12 protein-coding genes and 2 rRNA genes are annotated in these 19,175 nt (G+C 62.0%); 10 read left to right on the forward strand and 4 right to left on the reverse strand.

What is annotated here, in order from left to right; translation table 11 throughout:
- Nucleotides 1–73: 73 nt before the first annotated feature.
- Both NRG23_RS29400 and rrf read left to right on the forward strand, forming a co-directional pair.
- Nucleotides 74–2,965: ribosomal RNA gene (locus NRG23_RS29400) — 23S ribosomal RNA — on the forward strand.
- A gap of 148 nt (nt 2,966–3,113) precedes the next feature.
- Nucleotides 3,114–3,229: ribosomal RNA gene (gene rrf, locus NRG23_RS29405) — 5S ribosomal RNA — on the forward strand.
- 127 nt (nt 3,230–3,356) lie between these two features.
- Here rrf and NRG23_RS29410 read toward each other — a convergent pair.
- Both NRG23_RS29410 and NRG23_RS29415 read right to left on the reverse strand, forming a co-directional pair.
- A complete protein-coding gene (locus NRG23_RS29410) occupies nt 3,357–4,361 on the reverse strand; it encodes a zinc-binding dehydrogenase (protein WP_257373125.1) in 1,005 nt (334 codons plus the stop codon).
- Complete coding sequence (locus NRG23_RS29415; protein ID WP_257373126.1) at nt 4,351–5,283, reverse strand: TIGR03571 family LLM class oxidoreductase; 933 nt, start codon at nt 5,281–5,283, stop codon at nt 4,351–4,353. The genes NRG23_RS29410 and NRG23_RS29415 overlap by 11 nt, the downstream gene beginning before the upstream one ends.
- 243 nt (nt 5,284–5,526) lie before the next feature.
- On the opposite strand from NRG23_RS29415, the gene mrdA reads away from it, so the two are divergent.
- On the forward strand, nt 5,527–7,419 hold the full coding sequence (gene mrdA / locus NRG23_RS29420; RefSeq protein WP_041989614.1) for a penicillin-binding protein 2: 1,893 nt from the start codon (nt 5,527–5,529) through the stop codon (nt 7,417–7,419).
- Nucleotide 7,420: 1 nt separating this feature from the next.
- Here mrdA and NRG23_RS29425 read toward each other — a convergent pair whose 3' ends face one another.
- A complete protein-coding gene (locus NRG23_RS29425; RefSeq protein ID WP_124340546.1) occupies nt 7,421–8,407 on the reverse strand; it encodes a LysR family transcriptional regulator in 987 nt (328 codons plus the stop codon).
- Between the two features lie 155 nt (nt 8,408–8,562).
- Between NRG23_RS29425 and NRG23_RS29430 the strand changes: the two genes are divergently transcribed.
- The 3 genes from NRG23_RS29430 to NRG23_RS29440 are packed head-to-tail and all read left to right on the forward strand — an operon-like array spanning nt 8,563 to nt 11,542.
- Nucleotides 8,563–9,864 carry an MFS transporter gene (locus tag NRG23_RS29430; protein WP_124314177.1) on the forward strand — a complete coding sequence of 434 codons (1,302 nt, stop codon included), beginning with the start codon at nt 8,563–8,565 and terminating at the stop codon, nt 9,862–9,864.
- Nucleotides 9,861–10,616 (forward strand): class II aldolase/adducin family protein, encoded by a 756-nt coding sequence (locus NRG23_RS29435; protein ID WP_009050034.1) that lies wholly within the window; start codon nt 9,861–9,863, stop codon nt 10,614–10,616. Before NRG23_RS29430 ends, NRG23_RS29435 begins: the two co-directional genes overlap by 4 nt.
- Nucleotides 10,613–11,542, forward strand: coding sequence for a glyoxylate/hydroxypyruvate reductase A (locus NRG23_RS29440; RefSeq protein WP_257373127.1), 930 nt, complete (start codon nt 10,613–10,615; stop codon nt 11,540–11,542). Before NRG23_RS29435 ends, NRG23_RS29440 begins: the two co-directional genes overlap by 4 nt.
- On the opposite strand, the gene NRG23_RS29445 is transcribed toward NRG23_RS29440, so the two are convergent.
- Entirely contained in the window at nt 11,536–12,471 is a 936-nt protein-coding gene (locus tag NRG23_RS29445) for a LysR family transcriptional regulator (protein ID WP_257373128.1), read from the reverse strand. The two genes, NRG23_RS29440 and NRG23_RS29445, sit on opposite strands and share 7 nt — an antisense overlap.
- Nucleotides 12,472–12,653: 182 nt before the next feature.
- On the opposite strand from NRG23_RS29445, the gene NRG23_RS29450 reads away from it, so the two are divergent.
- From NRG23_RS29450 to tssI, 4 genes are all read left to right on the forward strand, one after another.
- Nucleotides 12,654–13,958 carry an MFS transporter gene (locus tag NRG23_RS29450; RefSeq protein ID WP_053269609.1) on the forward strand — a complete coding sequence of 435 codons (1,305 nt, stop codon included), beginning with the start codon at nt 12,654–12,656 and terminating at the stop codon, nt 13,956–13,958.
- Between the two features lie 28 nt (nt 13,959–13,986).
- A complete protein-coding gene (locus NRG23_RS29455) occupies nt 13,987–15,216 on the forward strand; it encodes a Zn-dependent hydrolase (RefSeq protein WP_257373129.1) in 1,230 nt (409 codons plus the stop codon).
- 10 nt (nt 15,217–15,226) lie between these two features.
- Complete coding sequence (locus tag NRG23_RS29460; protein ID WP_257373130.1) at nt 15,227–16,252, forward strand: histone deacetylase family protein; 1,026 nt, start codon at nt 15,227–15,229, stop codon at nt 16,250–16,252.
- A gap of 530 nt (nt 16,253–16,782) precedes the next feature.
- Nucleotides 16,783–19,170: a type VI secretion system tip protein VgrG gene (tssI, locus tag NRG23_RS29465; RefSeq protein ID WP_257373131.1), complete on the forward strand. Its 2,388-nt coding sequence runs from the start codon at nt 16,783–16,785 to the stop codon at nt 19,168–19,170.
- Nucleotides 19,171–19,175 lie beyond the last annotated feature (5 nt).

A 19,175-nucleotide genomic window follows, 5' to 3' on the forward strand; every position in this document is an offset into this window, starting at 1 on the left:
AATTTGTGAGTTTAATCGCGAATTTTCGGCGAATGTCGTCTTCACAGTATAACCAGATTGCTTGGGGTTATATGGTCAAGTGAAGAAGCGCATACGGTGGATGCCTTGGCAGTCAGAGGCGATGAAAGACGTGGTAGCCTGCGAAAAGCTTCGGGGAGTCGGCAAACAGACTTTGATCCGGAGATGTCTGAATGGGGGAACCCAGCCATCATAAGATGGTTATCTTGTACTGAATACATAGGTGCAAGAGGCGAACCAGGGGAACTGAAACATCTAAGTACCCTGAGGAAAAGAAATCAACCGAGATTCCCTTAGTAGTGGCGAGCGAACGGGGACTAGCCCTTAAGTGGCTTTGAGATTAGCGGAACGCTCTGGAAAGTGCGGCCATAGTGGGTGATAGCCCTGTACGCGAAAGTCTCTTAGTCATGAAATCGAGTAGGACGGAGCACGAGAAACTTTGTCTGAATATGGGGGGACCATCCTCCAAGGCTAAATACTACTGACTGACCGATAGTGAACTAGTACCGTGAGGGAAAGGCGAAAAGAACCCCGGAGAGGGGAGTGAAATAGATCCTGAAACCGTATGCGTACAAGCAGTGGGAGCAGACTTTGTTCTGTGACTGCGTACCTTTTGTATAATGGGTCAGCGACTTATATTCAGTGGCGAGCTTAACCGAATAGGGGAGGCGTAGCGAAAGCGAGTCTTAATAGGGCGTTTAGTCGCTGGGTATAGACCCGAAACCGGGCGATCTATCCATGGGCAGGTTGAAGGTTAGGTAACACTGACTGGAGGACCGAACCGACTACCGTTGAAAAGTTAGCGGATGACCTGTGGATCGGAGTGAAAGGCTAATCAAGCTCGGAGATAGCTGGTTCTCCTCGAAAGCTATTTAGGTAGCGCCTCATGTATCACTGTAGGGGGTAGAGCACTGTTTCGGCTAGGGGGTCATCCCGACTTACCAAACCGATGCAAACTCCGAATACCTACAAGTGCCGAGCATGGGAGACACACGGCGGGTGCTAACGTCCGTCGTGAAAAGGGAAACAACCCAGACCGTCAGCTAAGGTCCCAAAGTTATGGTTAAGTGGGAAACGATGTGGGAAGGCTTAGACAGCTAGGAGGTTGGCTTAGAAGCAGCCACCCTTTAAAGAAAGCGTAATAGCTCACTAGTCGAGTCGGCCTGCGCGGAAGATGTAACGGGGCTCAAACCATACACCGAAGCTACGGGTATCACGTAAGTGATGCGGTAGAGGAGCGTTCTGTAAGCCTGTGAAGGTGAGTTGAGAAGCTTGCTGGAGGTATCAGAAGTGCGAATGCTGACATGAGTAACGACAATGGGTGTGAAAAACACCCACGCCGAAAGACCAAGGTTTCCTGCGCAACGTTAATCGACGCAGGGTTAGTCGGTCCCTAAGGCGAGGCTGAAAAGCGTAGTCGATGGAAAACAGGTTAATATTCCTGTACTTCTAGTTATTGCGATGGAGGGACGGAGAAGGCTAGGCCAGCTTGGCGTTGGTTGTCCAAGTTTAAGGTGGTAGGCTGGAATCTTAGGTAAATCCGGGGTTCTAAGGCCGAGAGCTGATGACGAGTTACCTTTTAGGTGACGAAGTGGTTGATGCCATGCTTCCAAGAAAAGCTTCTAAGCTTCAGATAACTAGGAACCGTACCCCAAACCGACACAGGTGGTTGGGTAGAGAATACCAAGGCGCTTGAGAGAACTCGGGTGAAGGAACTAGGCAAAATGGCACCGTAACTTCGGGAGAAGGTGCGCCGGTGAGGGTGAAGGACTTGCTCCGTAAGCCCATGCCGGTCGAAGATACCAGGCCGCTGCGACTGTTTATTAAAAACACAGCACTCTGCAAACACGAAAGTGGACGTATAGGGTGTGACGCCTGCCCGGTGCCGGAAGGTTAATTGATGGGGTTAGCTAACGCGAAGCTCTTGATCGAAGCCCCGGTAAACGGCGGCCGTAACTATAACGGTCCTAAGGTAGCGAAATTCCTTGTCGGGTAAGTTCCGACCTGCACGAATGGCGTAACGATGGCGGCGCTGTCTCCACCCGAGACTCAGTGAAATTGAAATCGCTGTGAAGATGCAGTGTATCCGCGGCTAGACGGAAAGACCCCGTGAACCTTTACTATAGCTTTGCACTGGACTTTGAATTTGCTTGTGTAGGATAGGTGGGAGGCTTTGAAGCGTGGACGCCAGTTCGCGTGGAGCCATCCTTGAAATACCACCCTGGCAACTTTGAGGTTCTAACTCAGGTCCGTTATCCGGATCGAGGACAGTGTATGGTGGGTAGTTTGACTGGGGCGGTCTCCTCCTAAAGAGTAACGGAGGAGTACGAAGGTGCGCTCAGACCGGTCGGAAATCGGTCGTAGAGTATAAAGGCAAAAGCGCGCTTGACTGCGAGACAGACACGTCGAGCAGGTACGAAAGTAGGTCTTAGTGATCCGGTGGTTCTGTATGGAAGGGCCATCGCTCAACGGATAAAAGGTACTCCGGGGATAACAGGCTGATACCGCCCAAGAGTTCATATCGACGGCGGTGTTTGGCACCTCGATGTCGGCTCATCACATCCTGGGGCTGAAGCCGGTCCCAAGGGTATGGCTGTTCGCCATTTAAAGTGGTACGCGAGCTGGGTTTAGAACGTCGTGAGACAGTTCGGTCCCTATCTGCCGTGGACGTTTGAGATTTGAGAGGGGCTGCTCCTAGTACGAGAGGACCGGAGTGGACGAACCTCTGGTGTTCCGGTTGTCACGCCAGTGGCATTGCCGGGTAGCTATGTTCGGAAAAGATAACCGCTGAAAGCATCTAAGCGGGAAACTTGCCTCAAGATGAGATCTCACTGGAACCTTGAGTTCCCTAAAGGGCCGTCGAAGACTACGACGTTGATAGGTTGGGTGTGTAAGCGCTGTGAGGCGTTGAGCTAACCAATACTAATTGCCCGTGAGGCTTGACCATATAACACCCAAGCAATTTGCTTAAGAAGCGAGTTGCGGTGTGTGAAGACGAAACGAACCGAAAGTTTGCACTACTCACAAAAGCACCACAAAGCTATTACATACCCAATTTGCTGAAGCGTCGAAAGACGACTCGGCACACCGAATTTCTTGACGACCATAGAGCATTGGAACCACCTGATCCCATCCCGAACTCAGAAGTGAAACGATGCATCGCCGATGGTAGTGTGGGGTTTCCCCATGTGAGAGTAGGTCATCGTCAAGATTAAATTCCGAAACCCCAATTGCGAAAGCAGTTGGGGTTTTGTTTTTGTGCGCAGAAAAACCTTTCAACGGAGAGCAGCGCCCTTCGACTCAAGACTGTCTCAAGCCGAAGGCACCCTTGACCGGCGTTAACGTCCCAGGCTGTTGTGCGTTAGCCGGGTTACCCACTTGCCATGCTGCTCGCCACTCTTCAATGCCCGCAGTTTCTCCGGCAGTTGGTTGAAGTCGAACTCAATCAGCGGTGCAGGTTGCAGAAGACCCGAGACGGTTTGGCTCATCAGTTGTTCGGCGTACTGACGTAGCTGTTGCCAGTCGGCCCGGCTGCCGTAAGCGTGAATGCTGTTGAGGGCCACCTCATGGAGTGAGATCGCGGTGCTGAACGCCGGCAATGGCGTCGTCTCCTGACGATCCTGAATGCACACCAGGTGCCCGTTGTAGCCCAGCAGCGCTGCCAGGCTGCGCGCGTGAGCGCCGCTGACGGTATCGAACAGCGCATGCAGGCGACGTTCCCCCAACCGTGATTGCAGCTCGGTTTGCCAAGTGGCTGTCTGATAGTCGAAGACCCCGACCGCGCCCTGCGCCAGCAACCGCGCATGGTGCTTGGCGGACGCTGTCGCCCACACCCGCAGACCGCGTTGCGCCGCCAACTGAACCAGCAGCGAACCCACTGCCCCGCCAGCCCCCACCACCAGCACATCACGTGCACCTACAACGGGGACTTTATCCAGCGCCTGCAAGGCGGTCAGGCCGGGGCAGGGCAGGCTGGCGGCAACCGCGTCATCCAGTGACTCAGGAACCGGCAGCGCCGCATCGGCATCGAGCAGGCAATACTCGGCGAAGCTGCCATCACGGCTCAGCGACTGGTGATAAGCCACTCGCGTACCGACCTTCAGCGTCACTGCGGCTCCCGCGGCCACCACCACCCCGACGCCATCGACACCAGGCACCCGGCCGCTATGCCAATCGGCATGCCCCCACTCGATGATCTTCCAGTCCACCGGGTTGAGGGCGATCGCGGTATTGGCGATCAACACTTCCTTGGGCCCCGGTTGCGGCAATACCTTGCGGATCAGTTGAAGGCCTTCCAGGTCGGCCCCTGCGGTCCAGCCCCAGGCGTTGTATTCAGTTGGCATGGTGAAACCTCGGCAGTACGAATTCGGCAATTTCCTCGATGGCCTCGGCCACCGGACGTTCGCTGCGCCGCAGATGCAGGCCGACATGCTGCACGCCCGCTTCTCGCAGGGCCTGCAACTCGTCGATCAATGCCAGGCGCCCACAGCGGCCGCCAAAGCGCAGGCGCTGCATGGGTGCATGCGGGTCAGCGGCGAGGTCCAGGTGGACGAAGCTGATGTAGGGTTTGTCGCCACCGACCTCACGCCAGAGCGCGACGCGTCGGCGGTGCTCCTCCGAGGTGCCCGGATAGGCCAGCCAGCCGTCCATGTGTGCACCGATCCAGGCCGGTGATTGCTGGCTCAGTCCGGCCACCAGCAGCGGTGCGGCTTCAGGACGCTGTGGCAGCAGATGCGCGCCCTCGGGCAAGCGATCCTGCCCCTGGCTGTGCAGCAGCTCGACCGCATCGCGAAAGAGCTCCCCACGCTGGGCGTAATCGACGCCGAACAGCGGATACTCCATCGGCCGGTCACCACTGGCGACCCCCAGCAGCAAGCGACCATCGCTCAACTCGTCGATGCTGTTGGCCGCCTTGAGGGTCAGCCACGGCTGACGCAGCGGCAGGACCACCGCGGCGGTCCCGAGCATGATGTTGTGCGTGATACCGGCCAGGTAGCCGAGATAGGAAAAGGTTTCGAAGACCTGAGCGGCATCGCCGAAATTCGGGTCGTACACCGGCACATCACGTACCCACAGCGCACGAAAGCCGGCCTGGTCCGCCAAACGGGCGAGGGTTGCATGTTGCTTGAGGTCCGGCACGCCGAAGGGGCGACCTGCGATCTGGCGCAAGCGTTGGCCATCACTGGACCAGTCGTTGTCCAGCGGCAGTTCCAGGCCGATGGAAAAGTTGTTCCTGCCAAGCAGGCGTTGAAACCGAGGGTGCATGAAGGGCTCCAGCGTCTCGCCCGTGGCAAGACGGTCATAGGGATTACAGGGCAGCAGTATCCCCAGGCCCGGCCCACAGAAAAATGCATGAATCGGAACAACAATCTTGAGCGGGCATCACGAATCGGCCGAATTCTTCATGAAAGCGCCAGGGCGGTTTTTGGTATGGTGCAGCTCGTTTTTCAAGGGACCGACATTCACCCGCACGGACCAGCGTTCACTATTCCACGAGAAGCTGTAGCAATGCCTGAACCGATACCGATCAAGGACCACGAAAAAGAGACGCAACTGGTCAACAAAAGACTGTTGGCCTGTGCCCTGTTGGTGGTCGCCATCACCTGCACCCTGATCGGGCGCCTGTATTTCCTGCAGGTGGTCGAGTTCGACTATCACTCGACCATCTCCGAAAACAATCGTGTGCACGTGCTGCCCATCACCCCGACCCGCGGCCTGATCTACGACCGCAACGGCGTGCTGCTGGCCGACAACCGCCCCAGTTTCAACCTGACCATTACCCGCGAGCGCACCACCGACCTCAAAGGCGAGCTGGACCAGGTGGTCAGCCTGTTGCACCTGCCTGCCGAAGACCGCGTCCTGTTCGACAAGGCGCTGAAGCAGTCACGCCATCCATTCGTGCCGGTCACCCTGTTCTATGAGCTGACCGAAGAGCAGATCGCTGTGCTGGCGGTCAACGAGTACCGCCTGCCGGGGCTGGAGGTCGAGGCGCAGTTCGTGCGGCACTATCCGATGGGCGCGCACTTCGCCCATTCCATCGGCTATGTCGGGCGTATCAACGAGAAGGAAGCCAAGGTCCTGGACTCGGTGGAATACCGCGGTACCCAATCGATCGGCAAGACCGGGATCGAGCGGTTCTACGAGTCCGAGCTGCATGGCCACGTCGGCTATGAAGAGGTGGAAACCAACGCCCAGGGCCGGGTCATGCGGGTGCTCAAGCACACCGATCCGATCCCTGGAAAAAACATCGTGCTCAGCCTCGATGTGAAGTTGCAGGAGGCGGCCGAGGCGGCCCTGGGCGACCGTCGCGGATCGGTGGTGGCCCTCGATCCGCAGACCGGCGAAGTGCTGGCCATGGTCAGCAAGCCGAGCTTCGACCCGAACCTGTTCGTCACCGGCATCAGCTTCAAGGAGTACAGCGCGTTACGCGACTCCATCGACCGGCCGCTGTTCAACCGCGTGCTGCGCGGCCTGTATGCGCCGGGGTCGACCATCAAGCCGGAAGTGGCGATCGCCGGGCTGGATTCCGGGGTGGTCAACGCCTCGACCCGGGTGTTCGATCCGGGTTACTACCAACTGCCGGACGTCGACCACAAATACCGCAACTGGAACCACAGCGGCGACGGCTGGGTGGACCTGGACGCGGCGATCATGCGCTCCAACGACACCTACTTCTACGACCTGGCGCACAAGCTCGGTATCGACCGCCTGCACGATTACCTGGCGATGTTCGGCCTGGGCGAGAAAGTCTCCCTGGACATGTTCGAGGAAGCATCGGGGCTGATGCCGTCCCAGGCCTGGAAGCGCGCCACCCGGCGCCAGCCGTGGTTCCCCGGCGAGACGGTGATTCTCGGCATCGGCCAAGGCTACATGCAGGTCACTCCATTGCAGCTGGCCCAGGCGACGGCGCTGATCGCCAACAAGGGTGTGTGGAATCGCCCTCATCTGGCCAAGACCGTCGATGGCGTGGCGCCGGTGGACGAACACCCGATGCCGAATATCCAGCTCAAGGACCCGGTCGACTGGGACCTGGTCAGCCATGGCATGCAGATGGTGATGCACGCGCCCCGCGGCACCGCGCGCGACGCAGCGGCCGGCGCGCAATACCGCATCGCCGGCAAGAGCGGTACGGCGCAGGTGGTGGCGATCAAGCAGGGCGAGCGTTACAACCGGCTCAAGACCCACGAGCGTCATCGCGACAATGCCCTGTTCGTCGGTTTCGCCCCGGCCGAGCACCCGCAGATCGTGGTGGCGGTGATGATCGAGAACGGCGAGGCCGGTGGCCGGGTCGCGGGGCCGGTGGTGCGTCAGGTCATGGATGCCTGGCTGCTCGACCAGCAAGGCCACCTGAAGCCGCAATACGCCAGCCCCGGCAAGGGGCCGGACGTTCCCCACGCCTGAGTCATTTGAACATCAGGCTGTCCGGCACCTGCTCACGAATACTGAGCATGTGCTGGATGCTGTCCAGGAACAGGGTTTCGGCCTGGCTCATCTTCTGTTCCCGGTGCCACAGCAGCTGGATATCGAAATCCACCACGCCCTCGTCCGGCGGCAAACGCCAGAGCAGCCCTTGCTCGACATTCCGTTTGACCAGGTGGATCGGCAGACAGCCGATACCGAACCCTGCGCAGACCAGGCGATAAATCTCTTCGAAACTGGTGGAGGAGGCGACGATCTTGCCGGTAAAGCCCTGCTGGTCGCGAAACAGCGTCAGCGGTGACAGGTTGCCCCCCAACTGGTCGCTGGTGAAGCTGACGAAGTTCTCGTTGGCCAGTTGTTGCAGGCTCAGACTCTGCTGGCCGAACAGCCGGTGACGCTGGCCGCAGAAGTAGGCATACCGCTCGCGAAACAGCACCCGCTGCTCCAGCCTGGGCTGCGGCAGACGGCACAACCCGACCCCCAGGGTCGCGGTCTTTTGCAGCAGCGAACTGATGATGTCCGAGCTGCCCATCACCTCTACTTCCAGCTCGATTTTCGGGTGGGCCTCATGGAAATCGGCGAGGAACTCATCGTAGTGCGGCGCCTGCACGCCGCTGACGGTGAGGATGCGGATCTTGCCCACCACGTCGTCGTTGCGGCTCTCCACCACGGTGCCCAGGCGGGAAATATCGCCATAGATATCGGTGGCGATGCGCAGCACTTCCTCCCCGGTTTCCGTCAGCTCGAAGCGCCGTCCGCTGCGGGCGATCAACACGCAATCGAGCTGTTCCTCCAGGCGCTTGAGGGCCTGGCTGACCGCCGACTGGGTGATGTGCAGGCGCGCGGCGGCGCGGCTCATGCTGCCTTCCTGGCCGATCACCAGGTAGGTGCGCAGCAGGTTCCAGTCCAGGCGATCGTTGAGGAAACGCCGGCCGACCCAGGGGTTGGACGTGGAGAGTGGTGTAGGCATGGCGGCTCCATCTAGTAGCTGTGCTAATAGCAAGGATAAGGATTTGAAAATTGACTAATCCTGGCACGCCGGCGATAAAGCCCACAAGCGCCGCAGAGCGCCGTGATCCAAGCCTTCCGCACCTGCCCAAAACTACAATTACACAGGGTCCTTGCATGCACACCACCCCTCAACCGCGCAGAGCCGCGGCGGCGGCCTTTATCGGCACGACCATCGAGTTCTACGACTTCTACATCTACGCCACGGCTGCGGCCCTGGTCCTCGGTCAGGTGTTCTTTCCCAGCAGCGACCCGGTGATGAGCACCCTGGCGGCCTTCGGCAGCTTCGCCGTGGGCTTCATCGCCCGGCCCATGGCCGGCATGGTGTTCGGCCATCTGGGCGATCGCCTCGGGCGCAAGAAAATGCTGCTGGTGACCATGGCACTGATGGGCCTGGCCACCACCGGCATCGGCCTGTTGCCCAGCTATGCCAGCGTCGGTATCTGGGCGCCCATCGGCCTGATCGTGCTGCGCATCATCCAGGGCATTTCCGTGGGCGGCGAGTGGGGCGGGGCGGTGCTGATGGCCAGCGAACATGCTCCGGCCAGGCGCAAGACTTTCTACGCTTCCTTTGCCCAGCTCGGCAGCCCGGCCGGCCTGCTGCTGGCGTTGATCGCCTTCCGCCTGGTGACCAGCCTCGACCAGCAGGACTTCCTCGACTGGGGTTGGCGCCTGCCATTCCTCGCCAGCGGCGTGCTGATGATGTTCGGCCTGATGATCCGCTCCGGCGTGCACGAGTCGCCAGAGTTCGCCAAGGCCCGGGCCAACAATGAGACCGCCCAGTACCCGGTGATGGAAGTGCTGCGCAGCTGCTGGAAGCAGATCCTGTTCGCCGCCGCCGCGGTGACCATCGGTTCGGCCGGCTTCTTCTTCACCAACACCTTCATGATCACCTACGTCACCCAGTACCAGGGCATTTCCCGGGCGACCATTCTCGATTGCCTGTTCCTGGTGACGATCATCCAGCTGCTGTCGCAGCCGCTCTCCGCGTTGCTGGCCGAGCGTATCGGCGAGGGGCGCTTCCTCAAGTGGGTGGCGCTGCTGTGCATGGCCACGCCGTACCCGATGTTCCTGTTGGTCGGCACCCAGAACATTGTGCTGATGACCCTCGGCATCGCCCTGGCGGTGGTGATTCTCTCGGCGCTGTACGCGGTGATCGCCGGCTACATGACCCAGGCCTTCCCGGTGCACCTGCGCTACTCGGGGATCTCCATCGCCTACCAACTGGCCTGCGCGGTCGCCGGTGGCAGCACGCCGCTGATCGGCACCTTGCTGGCCAGCAAATTCTCGGGGCAGTGGCTGCCGCTGGCGGCGTTCTTCAGCCTGCTCTCTGCCCTGTCATTGATCGGCGTCTGCGGCCTGGCCCGGCTGCGCGCCAACCCTACCGTCCACCACGCTGCCAAAGAGGTGTATTCGTGAGCAAACCTGAACACATGAGCCCGATTGAATGGCAGGCCCGCTGCGAGCTGGCGGCCCTGTATCGACTGGTCGCGCACTTTCGCATGACCGACCTGATCGACACCCACATCACCCTGCGCATTCCTGGGCCCGAGCATCACTTTTTGATCAACCGCTACGGGGTGATTTTCGACCGCATGCGTGCCAGCGACCTGGTGCGCATCGACCAGCAAGGGCGCATCGTCGATCCACATTACGCCGGGCACCGGGTCAACGCCGCCGGCTTCGTCATTCACTCGGCGATCCACATGGCGCGCCCGGACCTCAACTGCGTGATCCACACCCACACCGCCGCCGGCATGGCGGTGGCCGCGCAGAAACAGGGGCTGTTGCCCATCAGCCAGCATGCGCTGAAGTTCTACGGCAAGCTGGCGTACCACACCTATGAAGGCATCGCCCTGTCCCTCGACGAGCGCGAGCGCCTGATCGCCGACCTCGGCCCGCACAAGGCGATGATCCTGCGCAACCACGGCCTGCTGGTGGGCGGTGCCAGCGTCGCCCATGCCTTCCAGGAGATCCATTTCCTCGAGCGCGCCTGCCAGGCCCAGGTCCAGGCGCTGGCCGGCGGTTGCGAGCTGAACTACCCGTCGCCGGAAGTCTGCGCCCACACCGCCGAACAGTTCGAACGCGACGACGCCGACAACATCATCGAACTGGCCTGGGAAGCCGCCCTGACCCTGATCGAGTCCCAGCGCGAGTCCTATCTGTCATGAGCATCGTGGTGCTGCTGTCCCGCGACAGCCTGTTGCTCAAGCAACTGCAGGCCGCCTTCGCCCGCTGCGTGCCACAGGTGCAGGCGGTGCTGGCCGACGACCCGCGTGCCGCGCAGGCGACAATGGCCGCTTGCTGGTTTCCACCCGCCGGCAGCCTGGGGCGTTTGCCCAACCTGCAAGTGATTCATTCGGTGGCCGCGGGCATCGACCACCTGGAACACGACCCTTCGTGCCCGGACCTGCCGATCTGCCGGGTGGTGGACCCGGGGCACCGCCAGGGCATGACCGAGTACCTGCGCTGGGCGGTGATCCACTTTCACCGCGGCTTCGACCGGGTGCTCGAGCAGCAGCGCGAACGGCACTGGGAGCGACCGCTGCAACGGCCGGCGCGGCAGTTCAAGGTCGGGGTCATGGGCCTGGGTTCCCTGGGTAGCGCCATTGCCCTCGACCTGGCCGCCGCCGGTTATGACGTGCGTGGCTGGGCGCGCAGTGCCAAGAGCCTGGCGGGGGTGCAGACCTTCGTCGGGCCGGGGCAACTGGAGCCCTTTCTCGATGAAGTGGAACTGCTGATCAACCTGTTGCCGCTGACTGCCGAGACCCGCGGCATTCTCGGGCGAGACAGCTTTGCCCGGCTGGCCCGCGGTGCGGCGCTGGTCAATGTCGGGCGGGGTGGCCACCTCAACCTCGACGACTTGCGCCAGGCCCTGGCCAGCGGCCAACTGCGCGGCGCCTTGCTCGACGTGTTCGAGCAGGAACCGCTGCCGGCCGATGATCCGCTGTGGACCATGCCCGGGGTCACCATTACCCCGCACATGGCGTCGGCGGCCTCCCACGATTGCATCGCCGAGCAGGTGGCGGACAACCTGCGGCGCCTGCAAGCCGGAGAGCCGCTGTTGAACGAAGTGGACAGAGCCCAGGGTTACTGAGCGCCCAGGCAGGCCTGCAAGGTTTCGATAAAGACCGTCTCGGCGCGGCTCATGCGCTGTTCACGGTTCCACAGCAGATGGATGTCGACGTCGGCGATGCCGTCGTGGGGCGGCAGGCGCCACAGCAGCCCGGCTTCGACGTCGGCCGCCACCACATGCTCGGGCAGGCAGCCGATGCCGTAGCCGGCGATTACCAGACGCCGCACTTCCTCCAGGCTCGGCGACGAGGCGACGATGCGCCCGCTGAAACCCTGCTGGTCGCGAAAGATGGTCAGCGGCGAGAGCATGCCGCCGATCTGGTCACTGGTGAAACTGACGAAATTCTCCCGCTGCAAATCACCCTCGGCCACCTTCTGCTGGCCGAACAGGGCATGGTGCTTGCCGCAGAAAAACGCATAGCGCTGGCGCAGGAACAGCCGCTGTTCCAGGCGCGGCTGGGGCCGGCGGTTGAGGCTCAGGCCGAGGGTCGCGGTTTTTTCCTGCAGGGCGCTGACGATGTCCGAGCTGCGCATCACCTCGATCTCCAGGTCGACCCGCGGATGCTGGCGATGGAAGTCGGCGAGGAAGTCATCGAAACGCTCGGAAAAGATCCGGCTGATCATCAGCAGGCGCACCTTGCCGATCACCTCGTCGGCCGGCTGCTCCAGCACGCCGCTGACCTGGGACATCTGCCCGTAGATCTCGCCGGCCAGGTGGAAGATCTGCTCGCCGACTTCGGTCAGGGCAAAACGTGGCCCGCGCCGGGCAATCAACTGGCGGCCCAATTGTTCCTCCAGGCGCTTGAGGGCCTGGCTCACCGCCGGCTGGGTCAGGTGCAGGCGGGCGGCCGCGCGGCTGATGCTCAGCTCCTGGCCGATCACCCGAAAGGTGCGCAGCAGGTTCCAGTCCAGGCGGTCGTTGAGCAGGCGGTCGGGCAGGCGGTTGGACATGGCGCAGGGCTCTGGGTCGAAGGACAGGACTGATAATAAGCAGCAGTAATAATCAGCATAATAAATAGAAAATTGACTAATTATAGGCCCGCGACGATAAATCCCTCCCAGACAGGCGCCGCCAGAGTGCCTCTGCGTTCCCGTTCTCTCCTGCCAGAAAAATAATCAAAGGAGCACGATCCATGAAGCCTTCCGCTTCGCCCCAGCCGCGCCGTGCGGCGGCCGCCGCCTTTATCGGCACCATGATCGAGTGGTACGACTTCTACATCTACGCCACCGCTGCGGCGCTGGTGTTCGGCGCCTTGTTCTTCCCCTCCGACGACAAACTGTTCAGCACCATGGCGGCCTTCGGCACCTTCGCCGTGGGCTTCTTCGCCCGGCCACTGGGCGGCATCGTGTTCGGCCATATCGGCGATCGCATCGGGCGCAAGAAGTCCCTGGTGATCACCCTGCTGATGATGGGCGTGGTCACGGTGTGCATCGGCCTGCTGCCGACTTATGCACAGATCGGCGCGACGGCGCCGGTGCTGCTGATCCTGCTGCGCATCGTCCAGGGCATTGCCGTCGGTGGCGAGTGGGGCGGGGCGGTGTTGATGGCCGGCGAGCATGCGCCCAAGGGCCGGCGCAACTTCTTCGCCTCCTTCGCCCAACTGGGCAGCCCGGCCGGGTTGATCCTGTCGCTGCTGGCTTTCAGCACAGTCACCCGCCTGCCCGAAGAAGACCTGATGAGCTGGGGCTGGCGCATGCCGTTCCTCGCCAGCGCGCTGTTGCTGGTGGTGGGCCTGGCGATTCGCCTGGGGGTCAATGAGTCGCCGGAATTCCTCGCCAGCCGCGAGCAGGCTCACAAGGCCCAGCGCAAGGAGCAGGCGCCGGTGATGGAAGTGCTGCAAAGCGCCTGGCGCCCGCTGCTGCTGTGCATCGGCGCCAATACCCTGGGCATCGCCGGGGTGTATTTCACCAACACCTTCATGATTGCCTACAGCACCCAGCAACTGGGGTTGCCGCGTTCGCTGATCCTGGAATGCCTGTTCGTGGTGGCAATCATCCAGTTCTGCATCCAGCCGCTGGCGGCCTGGACCGCCGAGAAGCTCGGCGCCACGCGTTTCCTGTGCCTGGCGTCGTTGCTGGCCATGGCGTCGCCGTACCCGATGTTCGTGCTGGTGAGCAGCGGCCAGGCGCCGCTGATCATCCTCGGCATCGCCCTGGCGGTGGTGTGCATGGCGTCCTTCTATGCGGTGATCGCCGGCTACGTCAGCGGCATGTTCGAGACCCGCGTGCGCTACACCGCGATCTCCCTGGCCTATCAGGTCTGCGGCGCCGTGGCCGGTGGCCTGACGCCGCTGATCGGCACCTGGCTGGCCCACCAGTTTGCCGGCCAGTGGTGGCCGATGGCGCTGTTCTACAGCCTGATCGCGACTATCTCGCTGCTGTGCGTGCTGGCCCTGTCTCGCCGGCATGCCGCCGCCCACCGCCTGGAAATGGCTTGAGTTTTTATCGCATCCGGAGAACCGAAGCATGTTGAAGATCAACGGCGAACGCCTGTGGGCGAGCCTGATGGCCATGGCCGAAATCGGCGCGACCGCCCGTGGCGGCAGCTGCCGTCTGGCCCTGAGCGAAGACGACAAGGCCGGGCGCGAACTGTTCGCCCGCTGGTGCCTGGAGGCCGGCATGAGCCTGAGCGTCGACCCCATTGGCAACCTGTTTGCCCGCCGTCCGGGCAGCGATCCCGACGCCGCCCCGGTGATGATGGGCAGCCACCTCGACACCCAGCCCGAAGGCGGGCGCTTCGATGGCGTGTACGGCGTGCTCGCCGGCCTGGAGGTGGTGCGCCGCCTCAACGATCTGCAAATCCAGACCCGCAAGCCGCTGGAAGTGGCGGTGTGGACCAACGAGGAGGGCGCGCGTTTTACCCCGGCCATGTTCGGCTCGGCGGTGTTCACCGGGATCATGGACCTGGAGACCGCCCTGGCGGTGCGCGACGCCGACGGCATCAGCGTCGCCGAGGCGCTGCACGCCACCGGCTACGCCGGCACACGGCCCCTGGGCGGGGCGGTGGATGCCTATTTCGAGGCGCATATCGAGCAGGGGCCGATCCTCGAGGACAACGCCAAGAGCATCGGCGTAGTCAGCGGTGGCCAGGCGATCCGCTGGCTCGACGTGCAGGTCGAAGGCATGGCGGCCCACGCCGGCACCACGCCCATGCCGCTGCGCAAGGACGCGCTCTACGGCGCCGCGCAGATGATCCTGGCGATCGAAACCCTGGCCACGGATTTCGCCCCCGAGGGCCTGACCACCGTCGGCGAACTGAGCATCGCCAAGTCCTCGCGCAATACCATTCCCGGCTTGTTGCAGTTCACCGTCGATTTGCGGCACCACCGCGACAGCGCCATCGCCGCCATGGAGCAGGAGGTGCGCGCGCGGCTTGGCGCCATCGCCGAGCAACGCCAACTGAAGGTGACCATCAGCTCGCACTGGATCAGCCCGGCCACGCCCTTCGATGCCGACTGCGTGGCGGCGGTGCAGCAGGCGGTGGACGGCCTGGGCTACGCTCAACAATCGATCGTCAGCGGCGCCGGCCACGACGCGATTCATCTGGCGCGGTTCTGCCCGACGGCCATGGTCTTCATCCCTTGCGTCGGCGGCCTGAGCCACAACGAAGCCGAAGACGTCTTGCCCGAGGACGTGCGCCAGGGCACCGACGTATTGCTCAACGCCGTGCTGGCCCGCGCCGGCCAGGTTGCATAAGGAGAAGGTCATGCGCAGTTTTTTCCACCCCGAACAGCTGCTGCACCACCCGCGCAGCTATTACTCCCGCGGCCAGATGCGCACGCCCCAGGAAGTGCCCGAGCGCGCCCAGCGCCTGGTGCAGGCCGCGCATTCCCTGGGCTTTGACGTGCAGCAACCGGAGGATGCCGGCCTGGAGCCGCTGCTGGCGGTGCACGGCGCGGCGTACCTGCAATTCCTCAAGGAAGCCCACCAGCGCTGGAAGGAAATTCCCGAGGACTGGGGCGAGGAGGTGATGTCGAACATCTTCGTCCGCGAGCCCAACGCCCTGCGCGGCATCCTCGCCCAGGCCGCGCGTTACCTGGCCGATGGCAGTTGCCCGGTGGGCGAGCTGACCTGGCGTTCGGCCTACTGGTCGGCGCAAAGCGCGATTGCCGGCGCCCGGGCCTTGCTCGACGGCGAACCGGCAGCCTACGCCCTGTGCCGCCCGCCGGGCCACCACGCCCGGGCCGAAGCCGCCGGCGGCTTCTGCTACCTGAACAACGCGGCGATCGCCGCCCAGGTGCTGCGCGAGAAGTTCGCCCGGGTCGCGGTGCTGGACACCGACATGCACCATGGCCAGGGCATCCAGGAAATCTTCTACGAGCGCGACGACGTGCTGTACGTCTCGGTGCACGGCGACCCGACCAACTTCTACCCGGGCGTCGCCGGCTTCGCCGACGAGCGCGGCAGCGGCGCGGGGCTGGGCTACAACCTCAACCTGCCCATGGCCCACGGCGCCAGCGAAGCCGATTTCCTCGCCCAACTGGAAACCGCCCTGGCGGCGGTAAAGACCTTCGACGCGCAAGTGCTGGTGCTGTCCCTGGGCTTCGACATCTACGAGCTCGACCCGCAAAGCAAAGTGGCGGTGACCCGCGCCGGTTTCGCCCGCCTCGGCGAATGCATCCGCAGCCTCGGCCTGCCGTGTTTGATCGTGCAGGAAGGCGGCTATCACCTGGAAAGCCTGGAAGACAACGCACGGGCATTCTTTGCCGAGGCTGGGGCCTGGAAACTCTGATTGCGGTGGTTGTCAGATCGCTTCGCGGGCAAGCCTCGCTCCTACAGACAGTGGTGCTTCTGTAGGAGCGAGGCTTGCCCGCGATGAACGTTAACGATAACGCGCCACCCCTGAACGCCCCTCATAGCAAAGCCCCGAATCAAAAGATCCAGGGGCTTTTTTAGCGCCTGCAACAGGCTGCCGCAGAGGACGGCGGGAGGGGAGGCTCAAGCGCTTAGGGACGGCCCTAGCATCGCCTTGCCCTGGGCAACATCCAGCAACGCCACACCATCGCTCAGCAGCAGCGAGGCGAGCATTCAGACACTGGATGGTGGGCCAGTCATTAGCTGAAAAAACTGACGTCTTCTTCCAATTCTTTCCAGGAGGTTTAGGACGTTTCCTAGATCAATGCCGTGGGTGACTTGCTAGCCTGGCTCGGCTGTTCAGCTTGGCCGAATCTGGATGTGACCAGGCCAAAAACGAGTTGCGCTGACATCAAGTCCGCGCACCAGAGCTCGCGCTCGCTATGTCGCAGTCCAAAGGAACAAAGGATGTTCAACAGAGCCAATGAAACTCACTTCAGCCTGAGCATTGAAGGCGTCCAAAGCGACTTGCAAGTAGTCTCTTTCAAGGGGACCGAAGGCATCAGCCAGCCGTTCCGTTTCGATCTGGAACTGGTCAGCGAGAACCCCGACCTGGACCTGGAAACGCTGCTGCACAAGCAGGCGTTCCTGGCTTTCGATCCGGCTGCTTTGAACGGAGAGGGCAGTGGCATCCACGGCCAGATCTACCGCGTGGCCCAGGGCGATGCCGGCAAGCGCCTGACCCGCTACAAGGTGTCGCTGGTGCCGCAGCTGGCCTACCTCGAACACCGCACCAACCAGCGCATCTACCAGCAGATGTCGGCGCCGAAGATCATCGCCCTGATCCTCGAAGAGCACGGCATCCAGGGCAACGCCTACCAGTTCCAGCTCGGCACGCCGTGCCCGGACCGCGACTACTGCGTGCAGTACGACGAAACCGACCTGCACCTCATCCAGCGCCTGTGCGAAGAGGAAGGCCTGCATTACCACTTCCAGCACAGCCCGCAAGGCCACCTGCTGGTGTTCGGCGACGACCAGACGGTGTTTCCCAAGCTCGGCCAGCCCATCGCCTATATCCAGGGCAGCGGCATGGTCGCCGATGAGCCAGTGATCAAGGGCTTTAACCTGCGCCTGGAAACCCGCACCCGCCGCACCACCCGCCGCGACTACGACTTCGAGAAGCCGCGCCTGCAACTGGAAGCGGCCTATAAACCCGAGGCTGAAAGCGCAGAGCCGGACCTGGAAGACTACGACTACCCGGGCCGCTTCACCGACCGTGCGCGCGGCAAATTCCTCAGCCAGCGCGCCCTCGAACGCCACCGCGCCGACTACCAGCAGGCCGAAGGCTGGGGCGACCAGACACGCCTGGTCAGCGGCCATTTCCTGGAACTGTCCGAGCACCCGCGCAGCGAGTGGAACGACCTGTGGCTGCTGACCCATATCGTCCACGAAGGCAAGCAGCCGCAGGTGCTGGAAGAGTCGGTGACCAGCGACACCGCCGACGCCTCCCGTGACAACAAGGACGGCTTCCACCAGGGCTACCGCAATCGCTTCCTCGCCACACCGTGGGACGTTTTCTACCGTCCACCCCTGAAGCATCCGAAGCCTCGCGTGCTGGGTAGCCAAACGGCCAAAGTCACCGGTCCCCAAGGCGAAGAAATCCACTGCGACCAGTACGGCCGCGTGAAGGTGCAATTCCATTGGGGCCGCGCGGGGCAGAGCGATGATAAGACCAGCTGTTGGTTACGCGTCTCTTCCGGCTGGGCCGGTGCTCACTACGGCGGCATTGCCATTCCTCGCGTTGGCATGGAAGTGCTGGTGACCTTCCTCGGGGGCGACCCCGATCAACCGTTGATCACCGGCTGCCTGTATCACAAGGAAAACCAGGTCCCCTATGACTTGCCCGCCAACAAGACTCGCAGCACCTTCAAGACCCTCAGTTCTCCAGGCGGCTGTGGTTACAACGAACTGCGCATCGAAGACAAAAAAGGCGCCGAGCAGATCTTTATCCACGCCCAGCGCGACTGGGACGAAAACATCGAACACGACCAGAAAATCCGCATCGGCCACGAACGTCACGACACGGTGGAAAAGAACACCTACACCGAACTCAAGGCCGAAGAACACCGCACCACCCACGCCGACCGCAAAGTCGAAGTCAAAGCCGACGATCATCTAATCGTTGGCCAGGACCAGCACATCAAACTCGGCACGGCTCAACTGATTCAGGCCGGTCAGGAAATCCATCTCAAGGCTGGACAAAAAATGGTGCTCGAAGCCGGAGCAGAGCTCACGCTGAAAGCGGGAGGCAGCTTTATCAAGTTGGATGCTGGTGGCGTTACCGTGGTGGGGCCACAGGTGAGGATCAATTCGGGAGGGGCGCCGGGCCAAGGTACCGAGAATGCGGCGTTATTACCCATCATTCCGCTACCCGCTGACAGGGACAACGCGGGCGAGCTTCTGGAACCTGCGGTCTCGCAACCCGCCCCGGATGTCATACACAAACTGAGCGCGATCGTGAGCCCGTTACCGGGACTTCCAGGATACGAGGATGAGCCGTATACCCTGTTTGCCGATGGCGCGGCTATTCAGGAGGGCCTGACCGGGGCCGATGGCGTGATCACATTCGAGCACGTCCCTGGCACTCAAGCCTATGCGGTAGAACTGGTGAATGGTCATCGCTTCGAGATTGAGCCCAAAGAAGACAGCAGCCAATCCGGTTCACCCAATCAGCAACTGGCACGCCAAGGTTATCGCGACTATCACGCCCAGGCCGATCAGCTCGAACCCTTGGGTTCAACAGATGATTACCGCGCCGCTACCTTGAATCCGGCAAGCAAGCCGAAGAGCCATTGAGTGCA

It is taken from the genome of Pseudomonas sp. T8 (assembly GCF_024610635.1).
GTDB lineage: Bacteria > Pseudomonadota > Gammaproteobacteria > Pseudomonadales > Pseudomonadaceae > Aquipseudomonas > Aquipseudomonas chlororaphis_I.

Excerpts from the sequence above, each read along its gene's own strand:
- NRG23_RS29425 (WP_124340546.1), bottom strand. The coding sequence starts at position 8,407 with ATGCCTACACCACTCTCCACGTCCAACCCCTGGGTCGGCCGGCGTTTC.
- NRG23_RS29460 (WP_257373130.1), top strand. The coding sequence starts at position 15,227 with ATGCGCAGTTTTTTCCACCCCGAACAGCTGCTGCACCACCCGCGCAGC.
- NRG23_RS29415 (WP_257373126.1), bottom strand. The coding sequence starts at position 5,283 with ATGCACCCTCGGTTTCAACGCCTGCTTGGCAGGAACAACTTTTCCATC.
- mrdA (WP_041989614.1), top strand. The coding sequence starts at position 5,527 with ATGCCTGAACCGATACCGATCAAGGACCACGAAAAAGAGACGCAACTG.
- NRG23_RS29450 (WP_053269609.1), top strand. The coding sequence starts at position 12,654 with ATGAAGCCTTCCGCTTCGCCCCAGCCGCGCCGTGCGGCGGCCGCCGCC.
- NRG23_RS29430 (WP_124314177.1), top strand. The coding sequence starts at position 8,563 with ATGCACACCACCCCTCAACCGCGCAGAGCCGCGGCGGCGGCCTTTATC.
- NRG23_RS29440 (WP_257373127.1), top strand. The coding sequence starts at position 10,613 with ATGAGCATCGTGGTGCTGCTGTCCCGCGACAGCCTGTTGCTCAAGCAA.
- NRG23_RS29410 (WP_257373125.1), bottom strand. The coding sequence starts at position 4,361 with ATGCCAACTGAATACAACGCCTGGGGCTGGACCGCAGGGGCCGACCTG.
- NRG23_RS29455 (WP_257373129.1), top strand. The coding sequence starts at position 13,987 with ATGTTGAAGATCAACGGCGAACGCCTGTGGGCGAGCCTGATGGCCATG.
- NRG23_RS29445 (WP_257373128.1), bottom strand. The coding sequence starts at position 12,471 with ATGTCCAACCGCCTGCCCGACCGCCTGCTCAACGACCGCCTGGACTGG.
- tssI (WP_257373131.1), top strand. The coding sequence starts at position 16,783 with ATGTTCAACAGAGCCAATGAAACTCACTTCAGCCTGAGCATTGAAGGC.